This window comes from Massilia polaris (genome assembly GCF_012927275.1).
GTDB classification, from domain to species: Bacteria; Pseudomonadota; Gammaproteobacteria; order Burkholderiales; family Burkholderiaceae_D; genus Telluria_A; species Telluria_A polaris.
On the sequence record NZ_JABBGG010000006.1, the window covers coordinates 166317 to 188137 of the forward strand.

Genomic DNA, 21821 nt, shown 5'->3' on the forward strand with positions numbered 1-21821 from the left:
CTGAGTTCAGCGAGCAACACTATTTTGTGGGTTGGAAATATTTTGATGATAAAATCCTGCACCGCCACATAACTTGCGAAAAAAACATCAGATGCTAACTACCGTCGTCGCTACTGGGTTCAAAAGGAAAATGAAAAGCGGGCGCACGTTCCCGTGCCTTTTGGAATGCGAAGACAGTGACGGCAACACTATTGAAGTCGTCACCAAGTACTCAAGCACTCTGTTTGAAAAAGAGAAAAATTTAGCAATTGAGGCAATTGTCGCAATGCTTGCTGCCGACCTTGGCCTGCCCGTTCCTGAGCCGTTCGTGGTCGAGCTGCAGCCAGAGTTCATCGCCATCGTCGACGATCCGGTCATCGCTAAGGCTATGTCAAACAGCTGTTCACTTGCGTTTGGTTCTGCGTTCTGGAGCTCTATGAACACCTGGCTGACAAGCCAAAAGGTAACCAAAGGCCAAGTTCAAGTTGCCGCAGAGATTGCGATCTTTGATCAAATCATCGTCAACTCCGATAGGCTGCCGACGAATCCGAATTTACTGTTCACCGGGGATAGTTTGATGATGATCGATCATGAACTGTCTTTAGCACGAGAGCAGGTACTCTTTTGGCGAGAGCCATGGGTAGATGGCGGCCTTAGCGGCCTCGATGGGCATGAGAAGCACATTTTTGGGCGACCGTATTTCTCCGACAAAATTCAGAGCCTCGAGAGGTTTGCAGAGGCTTGGGAGGCTATCCCAGCCGCACGCTTCGACGAGTACCTCGGAGCACTTCCGTCGTTATGGGTATATGATCAGGCTAAGCTCTCCGACATCTTGGCCTATTTAAATACGGTCCGGAGCAATATTCGCACAATTACTGAGAATGCAATGAGGGTCTACTCATGAATAGAAGAGTTTCGTACACTTATTCGATTCTGCAATACGTTCATGACGTCGCAACCGGCGAATTCGTGAACGTCGGAGTGGTGTTGCACTCAGATCGAGAAGGATATTTGGAAGCGAAATGTAGGACCACCTATAACCGCGTTTCCCAGTTCTTCCCCAACCTTAACCCCCGCAATTTCAAAGCGTTGATGAGGTTGATGAATTCCAGATTAAACGAGTTGAGCGGAGCATATCGCGACTCTTTAGAGGTTGCGCCGCGGGGTGACGACCTTCCAACATTATTGAAAAGCATCCTCCCCGAAGACGACAGCGCTCTACGCTGGAGTAGAGGGGGAAGCGGCCTATCGGTCGACTTGTCCGCCACCTTGAGTCGACTTTACGCAAGACACGTGACCCATTATGACGGTGGCGTCGCTGTCTCTCGGCGTTCTGATCTTGACGTCCTGAAGAACTTCTCCAAAGAGCTAGAGCAACGGCATATTTCAAAATATTTTTCTGAAAAGACGATCGAAGGAAGCGATGATAAAGTCGTCTTTCAATCGGCCTGGAAGAATGGAGTTTGGCACTGCGTCGAGCCGCTTTCTTTTGATTTGGCGGCCCCAGAATCCATAAAGGCAAAGGCGAGAATGTACCTTGGCCAAATGACCAGTGTTGCCGACACTCCGGAGAAAGTTAAGCTATATGTTGTACTGGGAGCGCCTTCCGATCCTCTGCTACGACCGGCATACGAGCACGCAGTTCAGATTGTGAAGAAAGTGTCAGCTTCCTTTGACCAGGAAATCTATGCTGAGTCTGAGGTAGGCAAATTAGCGTCAAATCTGCAGCAGCAGATCGCGGATCACAATCACTGAGCTCTATCTGAGCGGTTTGCGGAACGCGAAGTATGTATAGCAGAGTCAAACGTCTCCGCCGACACGGCGAGCGAAAGAGCGATCACGAAATCGCAGCAGACGGCGGTGTGATCGGTCACCTCACAATGGTACTGATTGAGAACGTAACGCTGATGAAACTGCATGGCGCCGGCGACGATGCCGTGCAGAAGCCGATTCTGCCTGAACTGTGGCGCGCGAAGGTCGTCATGATCCGTGGCGACAAGATGCTCTTCCAAGGTTTCGAGCGCGTAGGGGATCAGGATGATCCTGATTCGCGCTTGGAGAAGCAGGAGTGGGCGGTTCAGGTCATGGCTGTGCAGCCTGCCGAGCTGGCGCGGATGTCGCACCATCTCCCGTGATGAACTGACGGCGCCGGTGCGCGCCTGAGCGATTCAGCACTCTGAGGGCAATGTGAATGGGAACGTGGAATTCGGCCAAGGTGCGCGCCGCGGCCGCATGGCCGTGGGACGCCCTGAAATTCAACGATAGGTCTATCAGGAGAGCCGTTCGGTGATCGCGTCGTGAGGTCATCAGGAGATTATCCGCACCGTTGTTGATCAAGCGCTGATATTTCGCAAAGGAATGATCGGTTAGCGCTCGCGTAAGCGGCTACCCATCTCGAACCGCGCGGCCTAAACTATCCTCATCGAGACCTCAAACGCATGGTTGGAGGATGTTTCCATGGATAACACCAATACTCCCGAGCGCTCAATGCGCCAGGTCACCGGAAAGCTCTTGCACGCCGGCTTCGAGTATGACGATGACTTAATCCTCGACTTGTACGGTTCGGTCGATGAGGATGGTTGCCACGTAGAATCGGTGGCGATAGCCGGCAGCACCGTCGAGATCGCGCAGCTGTTTCACGGGCGCCAAATGGAGCACATGGGCTTGTGGCTCGCTCTGAAGGACGGCAATCCCACGCAGCGTGAATGGGCTGATCGCCACAAGCACCACGCCGCGGCCTATATCAATTAGCGTCGACAACCCAGCGGTACAACGCTCACCCCCGCTGCGCCATCCACTCCCTAATATCTTCGACCCGCCAGGCGGTGCACCCTGGCGACAGTTTGATCGGCTTGGGGAACGTACCGGCCGCAACCATGCGCCAAAGGGTCGTCGCTGAGAACGGAATCACGCCCCGGATGCCCTTGCTCGGCCGCCCAACGAGATCGGTTTGACGCACGTAACCGGTCGGCGGCAAGTCGCCGGCGAAGGTCTGCGTGTCACTCATTTTTTGTGCCTCCCAAGTAGTCTGCCCATGTCTGCATCAGCACCTTCCGCTTTTCGAGAAGGTCTCCACGCCGATACGCTGCCTCGACTTTGTCTGGCAGACTGTGCGCGAGAGCGTGTTCACAAACCTCCCTAGGAAACGAGTTGGCAGCGGACTCCGCGCACCAGTCGCGGAATGTCGACCTAAAGCCATGGACTGTGATCTCGGTTCGACCCATTCGCCGCAAGACTTCTGTGAGACTCATATCGGAAAGTGGCGACCCGGCACGCCGGCCCGGGAACACTAGCGAACTGCCATGCATCGATTTAAGAAGCGCGATTGCAGAGCCCGACAAAGGGACACGATGCTCTTTGCCTGCCTTCATGCGCTCCGCCGGAATCGTCCAAAGCGCTGCATCCAGATCGATTTCTTCCCACGTGGCACCTCGAACTTCTCCTGAGCGAGCTGCCGTCAGAATGGCGAATTCGACCGCGCGCGCGGCTGTCCCTTCTCGCTTGCGTAGATCGGTCATGAATGGGCCGAGCTCGGTCCAGGGTAGGGCAGGGTGATGAACTAACTTCGAAACCTTTGACGGATCGGCAAGCAGATTGTCCAGATGGCCGCGCCATCGAGCAGGGTTCTCGCCGATACGATATTTGCTAACCCTCGCCCAGTCTAGGATGCTTTCAATGCGGCCTCGCAAGCGAGTGGCGGTTTCAGTTTTCGTCTGCCAGATCGGGCTAAGAACTTTAACTACCAGGGCAGTATCGACCTCAGCGACCGGTAGCGAGCCGATGACCGGGCCTGCGTAGGTTGCGAGGGTACTCTCCCACTGAGCAGCGTGCTTTGCGTTCTTCCAGCTGCCTCGGTGCGCGGCGATATAAGCCTCGGCACACTTGTCGAACGTGATCATCCGAGCGCGCTCAAGCGACTCGGTCAGTCGTTGTGCCTCGCGCTCATCGAGCGGGTCCTTCCCGTCAAGCATTAGCGCCCTGCAGTCCTTTGCCTTGGCTCTGGCATCGGCAAGGCCAATCGTATGCAACGGCCCCAACCCCATCTCGCGCTGCTTCTTCGCGATCGTATAGCGGAAAATCCAGCTTTTGGTTCCGCTGATGGACACTTGCAGATAGAGGCCGGCACCATCACAATGATAGCCAGGTTTGGTCAGCTTACTCACCCCTAGTGCACTCAATCTCTCGACAGACTTCGCCATATCTACCCCCATTTCTACCCACATGCGATCTCTGGATTTTAATGTATTTCAATAATCCATATTGGACTATATTTTCGCATACAGCCCGTGGTTGTAGGGGGAAATCAGACGGTAAAGAATCTCAATGGACTATTCGTAGGCGGACACCCTTTCCGCCAGTTTTAAAAAATTGCTCCCGTCAGGGAGCTTTTTTTTTGGTTCTTCACGGATTTCCGGGATAGGCCGTCTCGATCTTCAAAAAGAACAACGCGCTATCGCGCGGTAACCGTAGGCCATCCGCTTCATCACTTCGCGATGCCGTGTATGGCAGCTCTGGGAAGGCGCACGGTAAAGATGGTGCCGCTTTCAGTGCTGGACTCGACATCGATGGTCCCGCCATGAGATCTCGTGATCTCCCGCGCGATAAAAAGGCCGAGGCCCAGACTCGTGGAAGCCGGCCCCTTTTGGTCGGTTGCAACCGAGAGTTGCACTAGGGGATCAAAAATTGCAGCGAGTAGAGCCCGCGGTATCTCCGGCCCGTAATTCTTTACCTGAACGATCGTGGCGTCTGCATTTCCAGAGGCTGAAATGGTCACCGGGTGCTTTTCGCCTTTGTACTGTGCCGCGTTATTCAGAAGGTTGGAAAACACTTGCGCAAGACGCGCAGAGTCGTAGTCACCAATGGACTCACCGTCGGTCTCGAGTTGGAAGACACAGTCCGGATGAGCAGCGGACGCGTCCTCTAGCGCAGTCCTACAGATGTCCACTATATCGGCAAGCACTGGTCGTATGGGAATGGCGCCGCCAAGCTGTGATCTGGCATATTCCAGCAGGTCATTCACCATCGTCGTCATTGTGGCTGCGCTACGCGCGACCCTGGCCCCGATTTGGACGGTATTGGCCTGGTCGATGGTTGGGCGCACCAAAAATGCGCCCGCCATCGTCATAGTGGCCAATGGACTGCGCAGATCATGCCCGAGAATAGCCAGAAATGTATCGCGCGTGCGATTGCTTTGGTCGGAGAACCGAATCGCAGACTGCTGGAGCGCCTGGTCAATGGCTTCATTGAAGCGCAGGATTTCCTCGGTATTCGCCTTTGAGGCCCGCGTAGATTTATCCATCCAAAGCCGCAAGACGCTTGCCCTCATCGCTCGGAATTCGGCGGTCACCTGGGGCATTGTGAAACCGCTGATCTGACGCAATGAGCCGTGGGTGGCCGCTGCACTTTCTTCTCCGCTGATTCGCGATACCTCGGCAATCGATTTTTCCTTCTTCTGCTGGTCGCTTTCGATTGTTTCCATATCGACCGCGATGGCTTGGAGCATTTGTCTTGCGTGGTCCTGGAGTTCTGCGACGGGCAAGAGGATTCCCGGTATGGATAGTGAGCGAGCGAAAGACTCCCACTCTCCCAAGATCTCATCCATATGGCTGAGGATAAATCGCGATAATTTCATGTCGTCTTTCTCATAAGTGCCAGGCTGGATGTAGGCGCGCGGCAGCACGGAATACCTTCGACCTAGGACGCGTGCCACAGGTGCGGCTTAGGGGGTGATCGCTACTTTCAACACCCCGTCTCGCTGGTTTGCGAACAACTCGTATGCCAGCTCAATTTCATCGAGCTTGAAACGGTGAGTTACCAAGGACTCAAGACTGACACGTCCCGATGCGACCACATTCATCAGGCGGCGCATGCGTTCTTTCCCCCCCGGGCAAAGCGTTGTCACAATTCGGTGATCCCCCAATCCCGCCGCGAATGCATCCAGGGGAAGGGAAAGCTTGCCTGAGTAGACGCCGAGGCTGGACAGCGTTCCTCCCGGCTTGAGCGCGCGGAGACATTGCTCGAACGTCGCCTGAGTTCCTAGCGCTTCGATCGCAACATCAACGCCTCGGCCTTGTGTCAGCCGCATGATTTCAGTCAGTGGATCGGATTTTGTATAGTCGATCGTTACATCGGCACCGAGTGTCCGGGCGACGTCGAGCCGCGCTTGCAGCCCGTCGACAGCGATAATGAGGCTGGCGCCGCGTAGTTTGGCGCCGGCAGTCGCGCACAATCCTATCGGGCCCTGCGCGAAAATTACTACGGTGTCACCGATCTTTATGCCTCCGCTTTCAGCGCCGCCAAAACCGGTGCTCATGATATCGGGGCACATCAAGACCTGTTCATCGGTCAGACCGTCGGGGATCGGTTCAAGGTTGCCCATCGCATGAGGAACCAATAGATATTCAGCCTGGCAGCCATCGATCGTATTGCCGAAGCGCCATCCGCCCGCCGCTTTGCCCCCGCATTGCGCTTGATGGCCGTCCAGGCATGTGTGGCATTGGCCGCACGGTGTGATTGCTCCGACGACTACGCGCTGGCCCACTGCGTAGCCTGTCACTCCGGCGCCGATCTCGGCAATGACGCCCACCGGCTCGTGGCCGATAGTGCGGCCGGCATCGACAGGAAACTCGCCCTTGAGGATGTGCACGTCGGTTCCGCAGATTGTCGTGGTGGTGACTCTGACTACGACGCTCCCCGGAACTGCAGTGGGGATCGGTTTGTCAACCAGGGATATGACGCCGGGTCGGACATAGACTGCCGCTTTCATTTTGCGCATCGATTGCTCCTTCAAGAAAGACGTTATAGCGCGTTGCCGCAGAATCGAATCCACCCCGCTCATTTTCAATGCGGGTTACCTTCAGAGTTCGCGCTGGCCGGATGCTTGTATGACACTTACGTTCGCGTTGCCCAGGTTGCGGTAGATCCGCAGTTTTCGAACAATCGGCCACCAATCGTAAAGTAATAGCTGCATCGGCCGCCACATGGCAACCCAGCCTCCGATAAGAAGGCTTTCTTTCAACATCCGCAGGAAAGTGTTGCTTGCATACCCCGCGAGGAGGTCCGCCCCGAGCAGGCATAAAGCCAGAAAACCGAGCCCGATGAAAAGACTCGTACGTCCTTCGCGGAGGAGCAGCCGTAAGTTTCGTTTCGTGAGCGTCGACTTATAGCCAAAGTAGTACTGGAAGGCCGCGACAATTAAATTGGTGGGATCAGCCGCGGGTAATTTTTCGATGTGAACGACGATAAGGAAGTGACTGGATTGCGAAAATTCCAGCGCCCAGTTCTCCAGAAACTCAACGGCCTCCTTGTCGAGGTCCCGGCGATGAAAAGGCGTAGGATCCATCGAGTTAAATAACGCACATAGTTCGACGACCCGTAGATCAATCCGGTGGACAGCGGGATTCGGCTTTGCCATCTTAAATCCTAACGTCCAATTGGCAGGCTTGGTTTTAAAATGCGCGGAACCGGGGGATCCCTTGCCCATATTCCGCGTCTCCGACCTGTTTTGCAGAACAGAGTTCGATTGAGCTTACCCTACTGCTCACGGGTTTGGTGTTCAGTACGCTTCGGCACAAGAATGTGCGCCTCGACCGGAAAGAGCCCTGGGCGACAGCGCTTCTTCGATGCCTGCCTGGTGTTGGCTTTTTTGCCGGCTTGTGCTGCCGTGTTCTGCAATACGTGGTCGAGGCACACGCGGTTGACGAGATGTTGCCGTCACCGCTTGCGCGGTGCATCTTGTCAAGATTGTTTTCCTGATGCGCTCTGGCAATTCGAGCAGGTCACGTCAGGACTTCGCGGCCGATGCCCCGGCGAAGTGTGCTTCGCAGCGGATCCTCGTGGGCATCAGTTCCGACAGCGCCAGCCACACACACGCCCGGGCCAACCGCAAGGCCAGCCACGAACAAGCAAATCGCCAGCGCAACCTTCAGCCCCTGTTCCGGCAAGCGGTTGCGCAGATGGATGAATTCACACAGCAAAATGCGGCCCTGGTCGAGGAATCAGCCGCAGCGGCCGGCAGCCTGCAGGAGCAGGCCGCTGCGATGGTGAAGTCGGTCAGCATCTTTACCTTGCACCAGGACGCTGGCGGCCCCGCAACGGCTGCGTACGCGCCGGATACACGGCGCGTACGCAGCAGTGCCGCTTTTTCCGACCACGGACGCCCGTTCAAGGCACTGCCGGCACGTTGATCGTCACATATTTTTTAGAAAGCCACATATGCTGAACACTGCACATACGCAGGCGCTCGCAGGCGCGGGTGCGCTGGCCTATCGTGAGGCCGGTTTTTTTCCCAGCTTGCGCTGCAGCGTGCGCCGATGCATGTTCAACGCCCTGGCGGTCGACGAAATGTTCCCGTCATGTTCAGCCAGAACGCGCTGGATATGTTCCCATTCCAGGCGGTCCACGGTCAGGGGCACTGGTGGAGCCGCCGGTTGGACCATCCCTTCAATTTCCGGATTTGCTTTTAATGCCGAAAGAATCGAATCGACATTCGCGGGCTTGGCCAGATAATCGTCAGCACCGAGCTTAATGGCCTGGACGGTCGTCGCAATGCTTGCGTAGCCAGTCAGCACCAGCAAACTGGCGCTTGGCAGTGCTTTGCGCAACGGGACGATCCACTGCAAGCCCGAGTCTTTGGCCAGGTGAAGGTCGATGGTCACGTAGTCGAACGCCGTCGACGCCGCCGCGCGCAGCGCTTCCTCGCCAGTATTTGCGACGGTGGTAGCGAACCCGCGCCGGTCCAGCGACCTCGCCAGTGTCGCGGAAAACACCGGGTCGTCGTCGAGGACCAGGAATGTCGGCTTCATGCGAGGGGCAGGGTAATTGCTGCAAGCGTGCCGCCGTGCGCATCCGACGAAACCCGAATGGCTGCACCGATCTGCTGTGCGGTAGCGAAAGCCAGCATCAGGCCAAGACCCTGTCCGCCAGTGGTGCTGTTGACCTGTTCATGTCCGAGCCGCTGCAACAATTCCGGAGCGATGCCCGGACCGCGATCCTGGATATGAACGGTCGCGGTATGTGCCTCAATACTCAGCGCAACGGATATCGCCGCGTCCGTCGGACCAGCGGCGCGGGCAGCGTTGTCGAGCGCGGTCAACAGGATCTGCCCAACGGCGCCGGTGTTGACGATGCGCGCATCGGTCGATGGCAATGAGACCTCTAACCGTGCGCCGGGATGACGCAAACGCCAGCCTTCAATAAACCGCGACAACCACTCACCAATCACCACTGCCCGGGCATTGGAAGCATCATCGACGTTCGCGTGCTTGCCCAACTGGTCGAGCGATGTCTTGCACACTGCGATTTGCGATTCGATCGCCAACAGGTCGTCGCGGAATTCCGTCAGCGACGGATGTTTTTTCATTTCATGCAGCAGATCGCCCGTAAGAACGGCGATGGTCGCCAAGGGCGTCCCGATTTCATGCGCCGCACTGGCAGCTTGCGTTCCGAGGGCGACAATCTGCGCGTTCTGCAAACGCTGCTCGCGTGCGCGCGCCAACTGGGCATCGCGGTCGCGCAAGGTGTTCGACATACGCGCAACGAACCAGGTAATCAGCCCGGCCGACAGCGCGAAATTGGCCCACAGCCCGGCTGATTGATAGGTGGCTGCGCGCGCGATGACTGGCAGCGGCACATACACCGCCATCATGAACGAATAACAGGCCAGCGAAAACGCGGCCAATATCAGCGACAGGCCACCGGGCAGAATCGCCGCCGAAACGGCAAGCGCGGGCAGGTACACCGAGATGAAAGGATTGGTCGCGCCCCCGGAAAAAAACAGCAGGCTCGATAAGGCCAGCAAGTCGACGAAGAGCTGCGTAAACAGCGTCGCGTTTCCTGCTATGCGCGCATGCCGCAAGGTCCACCATGTCCAGACATTGAAAGCTGCCAGAAACAGCAGCACGGTCAGCATCGGCGCCAGCGGCAGGTCGATGCCAAGCCCCCACTGCGCGATGACCACCGCCGCGAATTGGCCAGTGAGCGCGATCAAGCGCATCCACATCAGCCAACGCAGTATTTCATGCTGCAGCAGGGCTTTGGGAGCGGGAGGGAAAATCATGGGGCGATTATATCGGACCAGGCGGTGCGGCTTGCCGGGGTGCGACGTTATGACGCATTCCGCCCGCGCGCCCGAATCCCTATGATGAAAACGGAACTCGAAGAATCGACCTTAACGGAGCACGTCTTGCCTGATCCTCTCATGCTGGCCCGCATTCAGTTTGCGGGAAATATCACGTTTCACATCCTGTTCCCGACCATTTCCATCGCGTTGGGATGGGTGCTGTTGTTCTTTAAGCTTCGCCATAACAAAACAAGCGACGCGAAATGGGCCGAGGCTTACCAGTTCTGGGTGAAGATATTCGCGCTGACATTCGCGCTTGGCGTGGTATCCGGAATCACCATGAGCTTCCAGTTCGGCACCAACTGGCCGGGGTTCATGGAAACGGTCGGGAATATCGCGGGCCCGCTGTTGGCATATGAAGTATTGACCGCGTTCTTCCTTGAAGCGACTTTCCTCGGCATTATGCTCTTTGGCGCCCAGCGCGTTTCCAATCGCATGCATACGCTCGCCACTTGCCTGGTGGCCGGCGGCACGACCTTGTCGGCCTTCTGGATCATCGCGCTCAATTCATGGATGCATACACCGGCCGGATTTGAAATGATCGACGGCCGCGCCCACGCGACCGACTGGCTGGCGATCGTGTTCAATCCTTCCATGCCATATCGCCTTACCCACATGCTGATCGCGTCCGGCCTGACGGTGGCGTTCCTCATCGCAGGCATTTCGGCTTATCGCTGGCTGCGCCGCGATCGTAGTCCGGCGGTGATGTCCGCGCTCAAGACCGGCGTCGTGCTGGCGGCGCTGCTGATCCCTGTGCAGATCCTGGTCGGCGACATGCACGGCCTGAATACGCTCAAGCACCAGCCGGCGAAAATAGCCGCCATGGAAGGCATCTGGGAAACCGAACGCGGCGCACCGCTGCTGTTGTTCGCACTTCCGGATGCAAGCCAGCGGACCAACCACTTCGAGATCGCAGTGCCTAACATGGCCAGCCTGATCCTGACGCATGAACTCGATGGCGAACTGCAGGGCGTCAACGCGTTCAAGGACCGGCACCCGCCGGTGGCCCCGGTGTTCTGGGCGTTTCGCGTGATGGTTGGCGTCGGCATGCTGATGCTGGCCGCGTCATGGCTGGCCGCATGGCAGCTGCGGCGCGGGGGCGATGTGAAGCCATGGGTGGCGCGCGCGCTTGTCGCGATGAGTTTTTCCGGCTGGGTGGCCACCGTGGCCGGGTGGTATGTCACTGAAATCGGGCGGCAGCCGTACCTGGTGTACGGCGTCCTCACCACCGCCCAGGCGGCGTCCACCGTGCCGCCGCAGCTGATCGCCACGACGCTGGCGATGTACCTGACGCTGTACGCCGCGCTCATCGTGGCGTACGTCACGGTGCTGTTCCATCTTGCGCGCAAGGCCGGACCGGGGAGGGGGACTGAACCCGTCTATCCGGTCCCCGGCTTGCCTGCCCCGCAATCACAACTGGTCAAATCCTAGGAGCGCACGATGCCCGATCTCTCCCAACCCGGCGCCTTGCTGCCGTTGGTGTTCCTCGCCCTGATGGGGATTGCGATGATGGCGTACGTCATCCTGGACGGCTTCGACCTTGGTGTCGGCATCCTGCTGAGGCGCGCCAGCGATGAAGATAAAGACACGATGATCGCTTCGATCGGGCCGTTCTGGGACGCCAACGAGACCTGGCTGGTGCTCGGCGTCGGGCTGCTGCTGGTCGCTTTTCCGATGGCGCATGGCGTCATTTTGGGCGAGCTGTACCTGCCCGTCGCGTTCATGCTGGTCGGCCTGATCCTGCGCGGCGTCGCGTTCGACTTCCGCGTCAAGGCGCGCGACAACCACAAGCACGCCTGGAACATGGCGTTTTATGGCGGATCCGTGCTGGCCACCGCTGCGCAGGGGCTGATGATCGGGCTCTACATCGTCGGGTTTGACTACGGCGCACCGCAACTGGCATTCGCAACGTTCACCGGCCTGGCGCTGCTCGCTGGTTATGCGCTGCTCGGCGCGACCTGGCTGATCATGAAAACCGAGGGGACGCTCCAGTTGCGCGCCATTGCGTGGGCGCGTGGCAGCATGCTGCTGTGCGCGATGGGAGTCGCGGCGGTATCGGTGGCGACGCCGCTGGTCAGCCAGCAGATATTCGACAAATGGTTCTCGTTCCCGGAGATATTGCTGCTCGCTCCCATCCCAGCTGTTACAGCCGGATTGTTCGTCCTGGCCTATCTCATCTTGCGCAGGTTGCCCGGCTTGCTCGCCGCCGGTAACCAGGCTTTCTGCTGGATACCGTTCGCCGCGACCGTTGGAATTTTCCTGTTGGCGTTTAACGGCCTGGCGTACAGCCTGTTCCCCTACCTGATTGTGGACCGTATGACGATCTGGCAAGCCGCCAGCGCGCCGGAGTCGTTGGAGATCATCCTTGTAGGCGTCGTGGTCGTGCTGCCAACCATTATTGGCTATACGATTTACTCGTATCGGGTGTTTTGGGGCAAAGCCAGGGCACTGAGCTATGCCTGATTAGCCTTGCAGGTCGCGCTCACGTTCGTCGAAAAGATTGGTGAATCTGCGCGCCATTCACAAAGGTGCAGAGCCGTTACCCTAATAGGGTATTATCGAGCTTGCCAAAGTGCCAAGCGTATCCCAACGACCTTGACCCTTATACCCGCGCACGCTGAAAAGATGAGCTACACGCCGAATGCAGCGAACCTTGCCGCAGCGATGAAACTGCGTCGCCAACTCGGCTATTGGGCGGCGACCGCCGTGCTGTATCTTTTTTGCGCGGGCCTGGTGTTCGACGAAATAGCTGCCGGCACCACACCGGCGCGGCAGGGATGGCCGGTCATCTGGTATCCGTTCGCCGGTCTCGCCGTTTTTTACTTCATGATCCGCAATGCGTCGCGCCTGGGGATCCCGAACTGGCATCTCGCTTTCCTGCAGGCCATCTTCGCGGTCGTTTATGACCTGCTGCTGTACAGCGCACTGAAAAACACGCACGCTGCGATCCTGATCGGCATGCCGGTCATTTTTGTTTTTTGCGCTTTCGCGCTGCGGCCCCGGCAGACGATCGCCCTGGCGCTGGTGGCGATAACCGGGCTCGCCATCGCCTGCGGCTTGATGGTCGGTGTTGGGGGCGCCAGTTTCGAGAGCGAGGTCATCAACTTCGCACTGACGACCATCGGCATTGTATCGGTGACGGTCGTCACTGGAGACTTGTCCAAGTTGCGCTCGCGCCTGAAAGCGCAGAAGCAAGAGCTGGAGCAAGCGCTGGCGAAGATTGAAACGGTCGCGCGAACCGACGACCTGACGATGCTGGCGAACCGCCGCCGCATGACCGAGCTGCTCGATCTCGAGGAGCGCTACGACGGCGCTGAACAAACGGTATGCGTCGCGCTGATGGACCTCGATCATTTCAAGAGCATCAATGACAAGCTCGGCCATGCGGGCGGCGACGCCGTGCTGAAAGCGTTCGCGGAGACCTGCCGGCAGGTGGTGCGCGACGAAGACACGCTGGCGCGCTGGGGTGGTGAAGAGTTCCTGCTCCTGATGCCCGGTGTCGGCATGCAGGAGGCCAAAGTGATCGTCCAGCGCATCCTCACCCATGTTCGCGCCGCCACATTCGGCTTCCGGGACGATCGGCTGGCGGTGACGTTCTCGGCCGGCGTGGTGGAACGACAGCCGGCCGAGAAAATGGGAATCACAGTCATGCGAGCGGACGCTGCAATGTATGCGGCAAAATCCGCCGGGCGCAATCGCATCTTGCTTGGTGCAACTTAGCCCTGCTTTGGTGCGGCCGGGCGCCAGCGCGGTGCACCGGCCGCGTCACGTGAGGGGACAATACAACAGGCCCACTGAAATCGTAACTATCCGCGCCAATTGCGCGACGCAACATAGTAATATCAAGACTCCAGACCGCTCGAAGCACTGCTCAGAACCACTGCCATCACAGGCGCGCCAACGCCCGGACCCAACCCCCGTCCACGTTCACGATCAGGAAACCGCCGGCCACCAGCCCAGCGTGTTTTCGCGCATCCGTGCCACGCGCCTTGCGGTGTCCATCCGATCGCCCATGCGCGGTCGCAGCGTGCCGTTGCGGTTGAATCCCTCTATTTTTAAAGGTGCCTCATGTTCAGGAATGTGACAGTCAAGGTCCGCTTGGCGGTTGTGGTTGGCCTGCTTTGCGTTATCGCCGCAGTTATCTCGCTCACCGGACTGGCGGCGCTAGGCCAGACCAACCAGTCGGTCGAGACCCTCTACAAGGACCGCCTGGTCGCGCTGGGGCAGTTGCACAACATCCTGGTGTGGAACCAGCAGAACCAGCTGTCGGTCGCCAAAAGCGTCTTGCTGACGGGCGAGCAGATGCAGGAAGAGGCGCGCCGCGTCACCGAACGTATCGAACTGATTACCTCGACGTGGAAGACCTACAGCGGCAGCTACCTGACGCCGGAAGAAAAGGTTCTTGCGGCACAGTTCGCCGACGTGCGCGCCAGGTTCGTCACGGGCAGCCTGAGGCCCGCCCTCGTCGCAATGCGCTCCGGCGATACGCTCGCGCTGCAGGCCATCGTGCAAGGACCGATGGCTGGCCTCTATGCGCCGGTCGGCGCCGTCATGGAGCAGCTGGTGGACTTGCAGCTGTCGGTCGGCGAAGCGGAATACATTGAATCGCAGGAGCGTTACGACGATTCGCGCGTTCTGTCGCTCGCCCTGACGATCATTGGCATGCTGGCGGGCATCGCGATTGGCACATGGATCATCCGCAGCATCACCCGTTCGCTGAACGGCGCGCTGGTCATCGCCCAGAGCGTGGCCGAAGGCGACCTGACGGCGGAGGTGACGGTCGACGCCAACGACGAAGTGGGCCGCCTGGTAGCTGCATTGAAACAGATGCAGGACAGCCTGGTCGGCATCGTGCATGAGGTGCGCAGCGGCACCGACACCATCGCCACGGCCGCTGGCCAGATCGCCGCCGGCACGCTCGACCTGTCGAGCCGGACAGAAGAGCAGGCCAGCTCGCTGGAAGAAACCGCGTCGTCGATGGAAGAACTGTCGTCGACGGTGCGCCAGAACGCCGACAACGCGCGCCAGGCCAACCAGATGGCCGTCTCCGCGGCAGCCGTGGCCGGCAAGGGCGGCGAGGTGGTCGCGCAGGTGGTCCAGACCATGGGCGCCATCGACACCTCGTCGCGCAAGATCGTCGACATCATCGCGACGATCGACGGCATCGCGTTCCAGACCAACATCCTTGCGCTGAATGCCGCCGTCGAGGCGGCACGCGCGGGCGAACAGGGCCGCGGCTTTGCCGTTGTCGCCAGCGAGGTGCGCAACCTGGCGCAGCGTTCGGCCGTCGCGGCAAAAGAAATCAAGGCGCTGATCGACGATTCGGTGCGGCAGGTCGACACCGGCAACAAGCTGGTTGCCGAAGCGGGCACGACGATGAACGAAGTGGTCGACAGTGTGCGCCGTGTGACCGATATCATGTCCGAAATCATGGCGGCCACCGCCGAGCAAAGCGCCGGCATCGAACAGGTCAACCAGGCCGTCGGCCAGATGGATGAAGTGACGCAGCAGAACGCGGCACTGGTGGAAGAGGCGTCGGCCGCCGCCGCGGCGATGGACGAACAGGCTTCCAGCCTGCTGCGCGTGGTGAGCGTCTTCAAGCTTGCAGGCAAACCTGCAGCCGTCGCGGTGAAGAAGCCAGCCGGTGCGGTGCGCAAGCCACAGCAAAAGGCGGCTCCCGCGCCTGCACGGCCGGCGCCACGGCTCGCGCTCGCGACCGCGTCGGACTGGGAAGAATTCTGACGGTGCCATTACAAAAACGTAGTTCAGATGTTATTTATGTAAGAGTTCGCCTACGTCCCGCCTGCGCAGGTTTTAAGTTGTTATATTAATGACACAACAACTTAAGGAACTCTTATGAAATATGTTCTCTTGTCTGCTGCCGCCGCCCTGGTACTGAGCACCGTCGCCATGGTCCCCCAAGCCCAGGCGAAAGGCGAAGTCGTCGTCGTTCGTGTCGCGCCGCCCGCAGCAAAGCATGAAAGAGTTCCGGCCGCGCGCCGGGGCTACGAGTGGGCGCCGGGTTACTGGACCTGGACGGGCCGGCAATACACCTGGGTGAAGGGGCACTTTGAGAAGGTTCGCCGCGGACAGCATTACCGCCGCGCGGAGTGGCGCGAGGGCCCGAACGGATGGGAGTTCAACCGTGGTGGCTGGAGGGCCGGCCAGCGCGATCGCGACGGCGATGGCGTGATCAATCGCCACGACCGCGACCGTGACAACGATGGCGTACTCAACCGCGATGATCGTCGCCCCAACAATCCGGTCCGTAACTGATCCGATATAAATAGGCGATTCTCGTCAGTACATGGCTCCCTTCAGGGAGCTATTTTTTTGCCTGAGAAACAAGATTACTTCTATACTTCCCGACAGTTCCAAACACGCAATATCAAATCAACGAAGAGGAATGACATGTCGCCATCGAATCTGAAACTCCGCGCCCTGATCAGCGCCCTGACGCTGGCCGTGCTGTCGCTGCCGGTCGCCGCGGCAGAACAGCCGTGGGTCACGAAAAGTAATGCCAACGCAAAACTGCTGCTGAACGTCGTTGCCAAGTACTCGCCTGAAGGCGCCAGCGCGCTGGGTGTGGATGGATTCGACGAGCAGATCACCGACCTGTCGCGCGACCTGTTCGAGCCGACCAACAAGGACCTGCGCGCCGTGATCGCCGAAATGGAGAAACGCCTCAAAGCGGAAACCAATCCAAAAGTCAGGCAGGACCTGGAGATCCTGATCGGCAGCGCAAAGGACCAGATGCGTTCCAATACGCTGGATCGTAAATACTTTTTGCCGTTTAACGACCTGACCCAGACGATCTTCGGCGTGGTCCGTTCGACGCTCGACCCGCGCATCCCGAAGGAGCGCCAGAAGACTTTGCTGGTGCGCCTGCAGAAATATGCGGGCCTGGCGAAAGGGCATCGTCCCGTCACCGAGCTGGCCAATGAGCGTCTGCGGGAACGCCTGAAAGCGAACAAGAACCTGCTGGGTCCGTACAAGGGCGAAGTCGAGCAGGCCATCAACAACAGCCCGACCCTGATCGCCGGAATGAAGGACCTGCTCGCCAAGAGCGACCTGAAGGGGTGGGAGCCGACGTTTGCGGCACTGGAGAAGCAGCTGACCGATTACAACGCGCAGGTGAAGGCGCAAATCCTGCCGCGTGCGCGCACCGACCATCGCCTGCCGCCAGAGGTCTACGCAAACAACCTGAAACAGTTTGGCGTCGATATCCCGCCGCAGGAACTGATCGCCAAGGCGCTGATGTCGTTTGCCGAGATCCGCAACCAGATGAACATCACGGCAGGCCTGATCGCGCGTGAGCGCAATCTGCCGAATGCGGATTACCGCGCGGTCATGCTGGAGCTGAAGAAAGAGCAGATCCCAAACGATAAAGTGATGCCGCTGTACGCAGAGCGCCTGGCCCAGATCGAAGAGGCGGTGCGCAAGCAGGACATCGTGACGCTGCCGTCGCGTAAAGCGTTGATCCGCCTGGCAAGCGCCGCCGAGAATGCACGCAGCCCGGCGCCGCATATGAACCCGCCTCGCCTGATCGGCAATACCGGCGAGTACGGCGAATTCGTCCTGACCACCGGCATGGCGCCTGACGCCAGCGGCAAGTCGCTGGCCTTCGACGATTTCACCCACCAGGCTGGCACCTGGTCGATCACTGCGCACGAAGCGCGTCCTGGCCATGAACTGCAGTTTGCCAAGATGATTGAAACGGGCGTGTCGACGGCGCGCGCGGTGTTTGCCTTCAACAGCGTCAACGTAGAAGGCTGGGCGCTGTATGCGGAAGCAGAGATGCAGCCGTACGAACCGCTCGACGGCCAGCTGTTCGCCTTGCAGGCGCGCATGCTGCGAGCGGCCCGCGCCTTCCTCGATCCAATGGTCAACCTCGGTGAAATCTCACCCGAAGGCGTGAAGGGTTTCCTGATGGATGAAGTGGGCATGTCCGAAGGCATGGCGACGCAGGAGATGCAGCGCTACACCTTCCGCTCACCGGGACAGGCGACCTCGTACTTCTACGGCTACCAGCGCCTGATGGAAACGCGCCAGGCCGCCGAGGTTGCACTGCGCAAGAAGTTCAACCGGAAGGCGTTCAACGATTTCGTGCTGGCCCAGGGCCTGGTTCCGCCGCAGTTGTTGCGCAAGGCGGTGATGCAGGAGTTTGTACCAGCGCAGGGCAAGTGATCTTGTCGGCTCAGGCTGCCACAGCAGCCGATTGTTTCCGGCGCGGCGCCTTTACTGGCTTGCGCAGCTTGAGCCACACCACCAGTCCAGTCACGAAGAAGGCGAGCGGCACCAGGCCGAACAGGCTGATGAACACCCGTCCCGCCGTCCCGAACGCCTCACCGGTATGCAGCGGGAACAGCCAGCTGATGAACTTGTCCCCGCCTTTCGCCCGGACCGGATCGATTACGCGCAGCACGGCGCCGTTGCCGGAGTCGATGCTGATCCGTGTTGCGCCCGGGCCCAGGCGCAGTTCGCCTGGCTGGCGCACGCGCGCTTCGAAGGGCTGATCCGGCTTGGCCGGGAACGACAGGCGCGATACGCGGCCATCGGGAAACTCCGCTTGCGCGGCGGCGACTGCTTCCGCGGGCGACACCCGCGACCCGCCGGCGGCACTCTTGTTGGTCAGCTTGCCGCCCGGCGAGACGTGCGACAGCGCCTTGATGGCAGGCGTCACCCAGTCCGGCGCATTGAAATAAACGCCTGAAAACGCGGTCACCAGCAGCATCGGTGCGGCAAAGAAGCCGCCCGCGCGGTGCAGCTGGAAGCTGAAGCGCGGCCACGAGCCGCCGTGCCGCACCGTGATCGCCTTCCAGATCGCCGCGCGCGCCATGCGCGGCCACCACAGCACGATGCCGGTCAGGGTCATCAACAGCAGCGACACGCCGGTCACCGCGATCACCGTCTTGCCGACGTCGCCCGCAACCAGGTAGCGGTGGATATGGAACAGCGTCGGCATCAGTAGCGGACGCGACAGGCCCGCCTCGCCCCAGTTGCGCTCGCCCAGTACGGCGAGGGTGGCCGGATCGACCATCACCTGGCGCGTCACCGCCATCGTCCACGGCGCGCCGCCGGGAGCGGGGGCAGGGCGGTACCACGCAACGAAGACGTCGCCGGCCCGTTCGGGCAGTTCCAGCATGCTCGGACGGCCGTAGCGCGGGTCTGCCACCAGCGCATCGGTGGTCGCTTGCACCAGCGCCGCGTCCACCCGCAAGGGCTCGCCTGCGCGCATGGTCGACGGCGGCGCCACCTGCAGCAAGCCCGGATTGAGCATGCTGTCCAGCTCGTGGATCCAGCTCAGCAAGGAGCCGGTCAGGCCGAGCACGACCAGGATCGCGCCGAACACGAGGCCGGTCCACAAATGCACTGTGCGGATCAATTGTTTCATGGTGCGGTTTCTTGAAGCGGGAGTGTCAGTATAAATGAGAATAATTCTCGATACGCTTGATTATTTAAATGGGAATCGTTATCATTCGTATTGTACATTGCTCAGCGGCAAATGCCGCTTTATTCATCAAGGATTTTTGTCGAATGCCTACGATCAAGCCTCTCTCCCGCGCCGTCGCCGCAGCATGCATGACCATGGCGGTCAACGCTTTCGCCCAACAGGCGATCGCCAGCCCGGAGGGACAGATGGCTGAAGTGGTGGTCACCGCAACGCGCGGCGAGAAGGCCGTCGACAAGATCCCGGGCGCAATCTCGGTCATCAGCCAGCAGGACCTGGCGGCCCAGTACCTGATCGCCGATGACCCGTCGCAGGCGCTGTCGACCTACATTCCGGGCTACGCGCCAAGCCGCCAGAAGATGAGTTCGACCGGCGAGTCGCTGCGCGGGCGCCAGCCGCTGATCCTGCTCGACGGCATTCCGCAGTCGAATCCGCTGCGCGCCGGCATGCGCGAAGGCTACTTCGCCGACAGCTTCATCGTCGAGCGCATCGAGGTCATCAATGGCGCGTCGGCAGTGCAGGGCATGGGCGCGACCGGCGGCATCATCAATTACATCACCAAGGCGCCGCGCGCCAACGGCACCACGCACGGCATCAACCTGCGCGCCTCGACCCAGTTCCGCTCGGACAACATCGACTGGAAGACCGGCTATTCGATCAGCCACAAGTCGGACGCCTTCGACTTCCTCGGCTACGCCGCCGTGCAGCGCCGCGGCATGAGCTACGACGGCAGCGGCCGCCGCCTCGGCATCGACACCGTCCAGGGCGACACCCTCGACACCCACGGCGACGACCTGTTCGTCAAGATCGGCAAGACCTTCGGCGCCCAGCGCCTGCAGCTGTCGCTCAACCGCTTCAACCTCGAGGGCGACGGCGACTACATGAACGATCCGGGCAGCGTCGCCGAAGGCGTGCCGACCAGTTCGCTGCCGGGCACCCCGATCGGCGACGCGCCGCGCAACAAGGTGCGCAGCGCAAGCCTCGACTACCGCCATGCCGACCTCGCCGGCGGCATCTTCAGCGCCCAGCTGTTCGGCCACCAGTTCGAATCGCTGTATGGCGCTACCCGCGTCGTCACCTTCCAGGACACCCGCATCGCGCCGAACGGCACGCTGTGGGACCAGTCGCAGATCCTGGCCGACAAGCTCGGCTCGCGCATTACTTACGTGCGTCCGGACACGCTGATCGCCGGCCTCGAAGCCACGGTCGGCGTCGACTTCCTGCGCGACGAAACCGAACAGCGCCTGGCCATCACCGACCGCACCTGGGTGCCGCTGCTGAAGTTCAATTCGACGGCGCCGTTCGCCCAGCTGGAATACGAGTTCGGCCCGGTCACCGTGCGCGGCGGCGTGCGCCATGAGATCGCCGAGCTGGAAGTCGACACCTACACCACCCTGGCCGCCTACGGCAGCCGCACCGTGCAAGGCGGCTCGGCCGAGTTCTCGAAGTCGGTCAAGAATATTGGCGCGGTGTGGCGCTTCGCCCCGCAATGGTCGGCGTTCGCCGCCAGCTCGGAAGGCTTCGGGCTGCCGGACGCCGGCCTGGTGCTGCGCGGCGTCGCGACGCCGGGGCAGTCGGTCTCGAACCTGATCAGCCTGCAGCCTATCGTCACCCGCAACAACGAAATCGGCCTCAACTGGCGCGGCGAGAAGGGCCAGTTCGGCATCTCGCGCTACGATTCGCGCTCCAAGCTGGGCAGCGTGATCCGCATCATCGCCAGCGGCGTGGGCGTGGTGGAGCGCGTGCCGACCACCGTCAAGGGCTGGGAAGTGAGCGGCGAGTGGCGTCCGACCCGTGCCGTCTCGGCCTTCGGCAGCTATGCCCAGACCGACGGCAAGACCGCCGCCACCCAGGGCGCGCCGATGGATATTTCGCTGGGCGCGCGCTCGCAGGGACCGGACAAGGCCGTGCTGGGCGCCAACTGGAAGTGGCTGCCGGCCTCCAGCCTGCGCCTGCAGGCCACCCACCTGGTCGACCGCGACATCAACATCGGCCGCATGGTTGGCACCAGCCGCCTGGAAGAACACTTCAACGGCTACACGCTGGTTGACGCCGCCGCCAGCTTCGACAGCCGCCACGGCAAGATCGGCGTGAGCATCGAGAACCTGCTGGACAAGCAATACGTCGGCTACTACTCGCAATCGGCGGCGGCGACCGACCCGGGCAACACCTACGCCGGGCGTGGCCGTACGCTGGCTGTGAACTTCAGCCGGATGTTCTAAGTCGCGTTGGCACATTTGCAATGGAACGTGCCGCACATAAGAAGTAACG

20 protein-coding genes are annotated in these 21821 nt (G+C 60.1%); 12 read left to right on the plus strand and 8 right to left on the minus strand.

Features of this window, described 5'->3' with window-relative positions; genetic code table 11:
• Positions 1-91 precede the first annotated feature (91 nt).
• The 4 genes from HHL21_RS12320 (at position 92) to HHL21_RS12335 (ending at position 2730) form a co-directional block, all read left to right on the plus strand.
• Positions 92-883, plus strand: coding sequence for a HipA family kinase (locus HHL21_RS12320; protein WP_169466208.1), 792 nt, complete (start codon positions 92-94; stop codon positions 881-883).
• The gene (locus HHL21_RS22310; protein ID WP_169466209.1) at positions 880-1734 is read left to right on the plus strand and encodes a DUF3037 domain-containing protein; all 855 of its coding nucleotides are present in this window, start codon (positions 880-882) and stop codon (positions 1732-1734) included. Before HHL21_RS12320 ends, HHL21_RS22310 begins: the two co-directional genes overlap by 4 nt.
• Positions 1735-1766: 32 nt before the next feature.
• Positions 1767-2114, plus strand: coding sequence for a hypothetical protein (locus tag HHL21_RS12330; RefSeq protein ID WP_169466211.1), 348 nt, complete (start codon positions 1767-1769; stop codon positions 2112-2114).
• Positions 2115-2436: 322 nt separating this feature from the next.
• On the plus strand, positions 2437-2730 hold the full coding sequence (locus HHL21_RS12335; protein ID WP_169466213.1) for a hypothetical protein: 294 nt from the start codon (positions 2437-2439) through the stop codon (positions 2728-2730).
• Positions 2731-2755: 25 nt separating this feature from the next.
• On the opposite strand, the gene HHL21_RS12340 is transcribed toward HHL21_RS12335, so the two are convergent.
• From HHL21_RS12340 to HHL21_RS12360, 5 genes are all read right to left on the minus strand, one after another.
• Positions 2756-2986 (minus strand): helix-turn-helix transcriptional regulator, encoded by a 231-nt coding sequence (locus tag HHL21_RS12340; RefSeq protein WP_169466215.1) that lies wholly within the window; start codon positions 2984-2986, stop codon positions 2756-2758.
• Entirely contained in the window at positions 2979-4178 is a 1200-nt protein-coding gene (locus HHL21_RS12345) for a tyrosine-type recombinase/integrase (RefSeq protein WP_169466476.1), read from the minus strand. Before HHL21_RS12345 ends, HHL21_RS12340 begins: the two co-directional genes overlap by 8 nt.
• Positions 4179-4462: 284 nt before the next feature.
• Positions 4463-5659, minus strand: a complete 1197-nt coding sequence (locus HHL21_RS12350) for a sensor histidine kinase (protein ID WP_370659714.1) — start codon at positions 5657-5659, stop codon at positions 4463-4465.
• Positions 5660-5698: 39 nt separating this feature from the next.
• A complete protein-coding gene (locus HHL21_RS12355) occupies positions 5699-6754 on the minus strand; it encodes a zinc-binding dehydrogenase (RefSeq protein WP_169466217.1) in 1056 nt (351 codons plus the stop codon).
• Positions 6755-6835: 81 nt separating this feature from the next.
• Positions 6836-7393 (minus strand): hypothetical protein, encoded by a 558-nt coding sequence (locus tag HHL21_RS12360; RefSeq protein ID WP_169466219.1) that lies wholly within the window; start codon positions 7391-7393, stop codon positions 6836-6838.
• A 421-nt stretch (positions 7394-7814) separates the two neighbouring features.
• On the opposite strand from HHL21_RS12360, the gene HHL21_RS12365 reads away from it, so the two are divergent.
• On the plus strand, positions 7815-8165 hold the full coding sequence (locus HHL21_RS12365) for a hypothetical protein (protein WP_169465844.1): 351 nt from the start codon (positions 7815-7817) through the stop codon (positions 8163-8165).
• Positions 8166-8243: 78 nt separating this feature from the next.
• Here the strand turns inward: HHL21_RS12365 and HHL21_RS12370 are convergent, their stop codons facing one another.
• Both HHL21_RS12370 and HHL21_RS12375 read right to left on the minus strand, forming a co-directional pair.
• Entirely contained in the window at positions 8244-8783 is a 540-nt protein-coding gene (locus HHL21_RS12370; RefSeq protein WP_169466221.1) for a response regulator transcription factor, read from the minus strand.
• Positions 8780-10036, minus strand: coding sequence for an ATP-binding protein (locus HHL21_RS12375; RefSeq protein WP_169466223.1), 1257 nt, complete (start codon positions 10034-10036; stop codon positions 8780-8782). Before HHL21_RS12375 ends, HHL21_RS12370 begins: the two co-directional genes overlap by 4 nt.
• Positions 10037-10177: 141 nt before the next feature.
• Between HHL21_RS12375 and HHL21_RS12380 the strand changes: the two genes are divergently transcribed.
• The 6 genes from HHL21_RS12380 to HHL21_RS12405 all read left to right on the plus strand — a co-directional run bounded on the left by HHL21_RS12380 (position 10178) and on the right by HHL21_RS12405 (position 18286).
• Positions 10178-11530: a cytochrome ubiquinol oxidase subunit I gene (locus tag HHL21_RS12380; protein WP_370659723.1), complete on the plus strand. Its 1353-nt coding sequence runs from the start codon at positions 10178-10180 to the stop codon at positions 11528-11530.
• 9 nt (positions 11531-11539) lie between these two features.
• Positions 11540-12562 carry a cytochrome d ubiquinol oxidase subunit II gene (locus HHL21_RS12385; protein WP_169466225.1) on the plus strand — a complete coding sequence of 341 codons (1023 nt, stop codon included), beginning with the start codon at positions 11540-11542 and terminating at the stop codon, positions 12560-12562.
• 162 nt (positions 12563-12724) lie between these two features.
• Entirely contained in the window at positions 12725-13819 is a 1095-nt protein-coding gene (locus HHL21_RS12390) for a GGDEF domain-containing protein (protein ID WP_169466227.1), read from the plus strand.
• 360 nt (positions 13820-14179) lie between these two features.
• Positions 14180-15841 carry a methyl-accepting chemotaxis protein gene (locus tag HHL21_RS22040; protein WP_370659715.1) on the plus strand — a complete coding sequence of 554 codons (1662 nt, stop codon included), beginning with the start codon at positions 14180-14182 and terminating at the stop codon, positions 15839-15841.
• 114 nt (positions 15842-15955) lie between these two features.
• The gene (locus HHL21_RS12400) at positions 15956-16375 is read left to right on the plus strand and encodes a thrombospondin type 3 repeat-containing protein (RefSeq protein WP_169466231.1); all 420 of its coding nucleotides are present in this window, start codon (positions 15956-15958) and stop codon (positions 16373-16375) included.
• 135 nt (positions 16376-16510) lie between these two features.
• Positions 16511-18286 (plus strand): DUF885 domain-containing protein, encoded by a 1776-nt coding sequence (locus HHL21_RS12405; RefSeq protein ID WP_169466233.1) that lies wholly within the window; start codon positions 16511-16513, stop codon positions 18284-18286.
• A gap of 10 nt (positions 18287-18296) precedes the next feature.
• On the opposite strand, the gene HHL21_RS12410 is transcribed toward HHL21_RS12405, so the two are convergent.
• Positions 18297-19493, minus strand: a complete 1197-nt coding sequence (locus tag HHL21_RS12410; protein WP_169466235.1) for a PepSY-associated TM helix domain-containing protein — start codon at positions 19491-19493, stop codon at positions 18297-18299.
• Between the two features lie 143 nt (positions 19494-19636).
• On the opposite strand from HHL21_RS12410, the gene HHL21_RS12415 reads away from it, so the two are divergent.
• Positions 19637-21772 (plus strand): TonB-dependent receptor, encoded by a 2136-nt coding sequence (locus HHL21_RS12415; RefSeq protein ID WP_206085743.1) that lies wholly within the window; start codon positions 19637-19639, stop codon positions 21770-21772.
• The last annotated feature ends 49 nt before the right edge of the window (positions 21773-21821 follow it).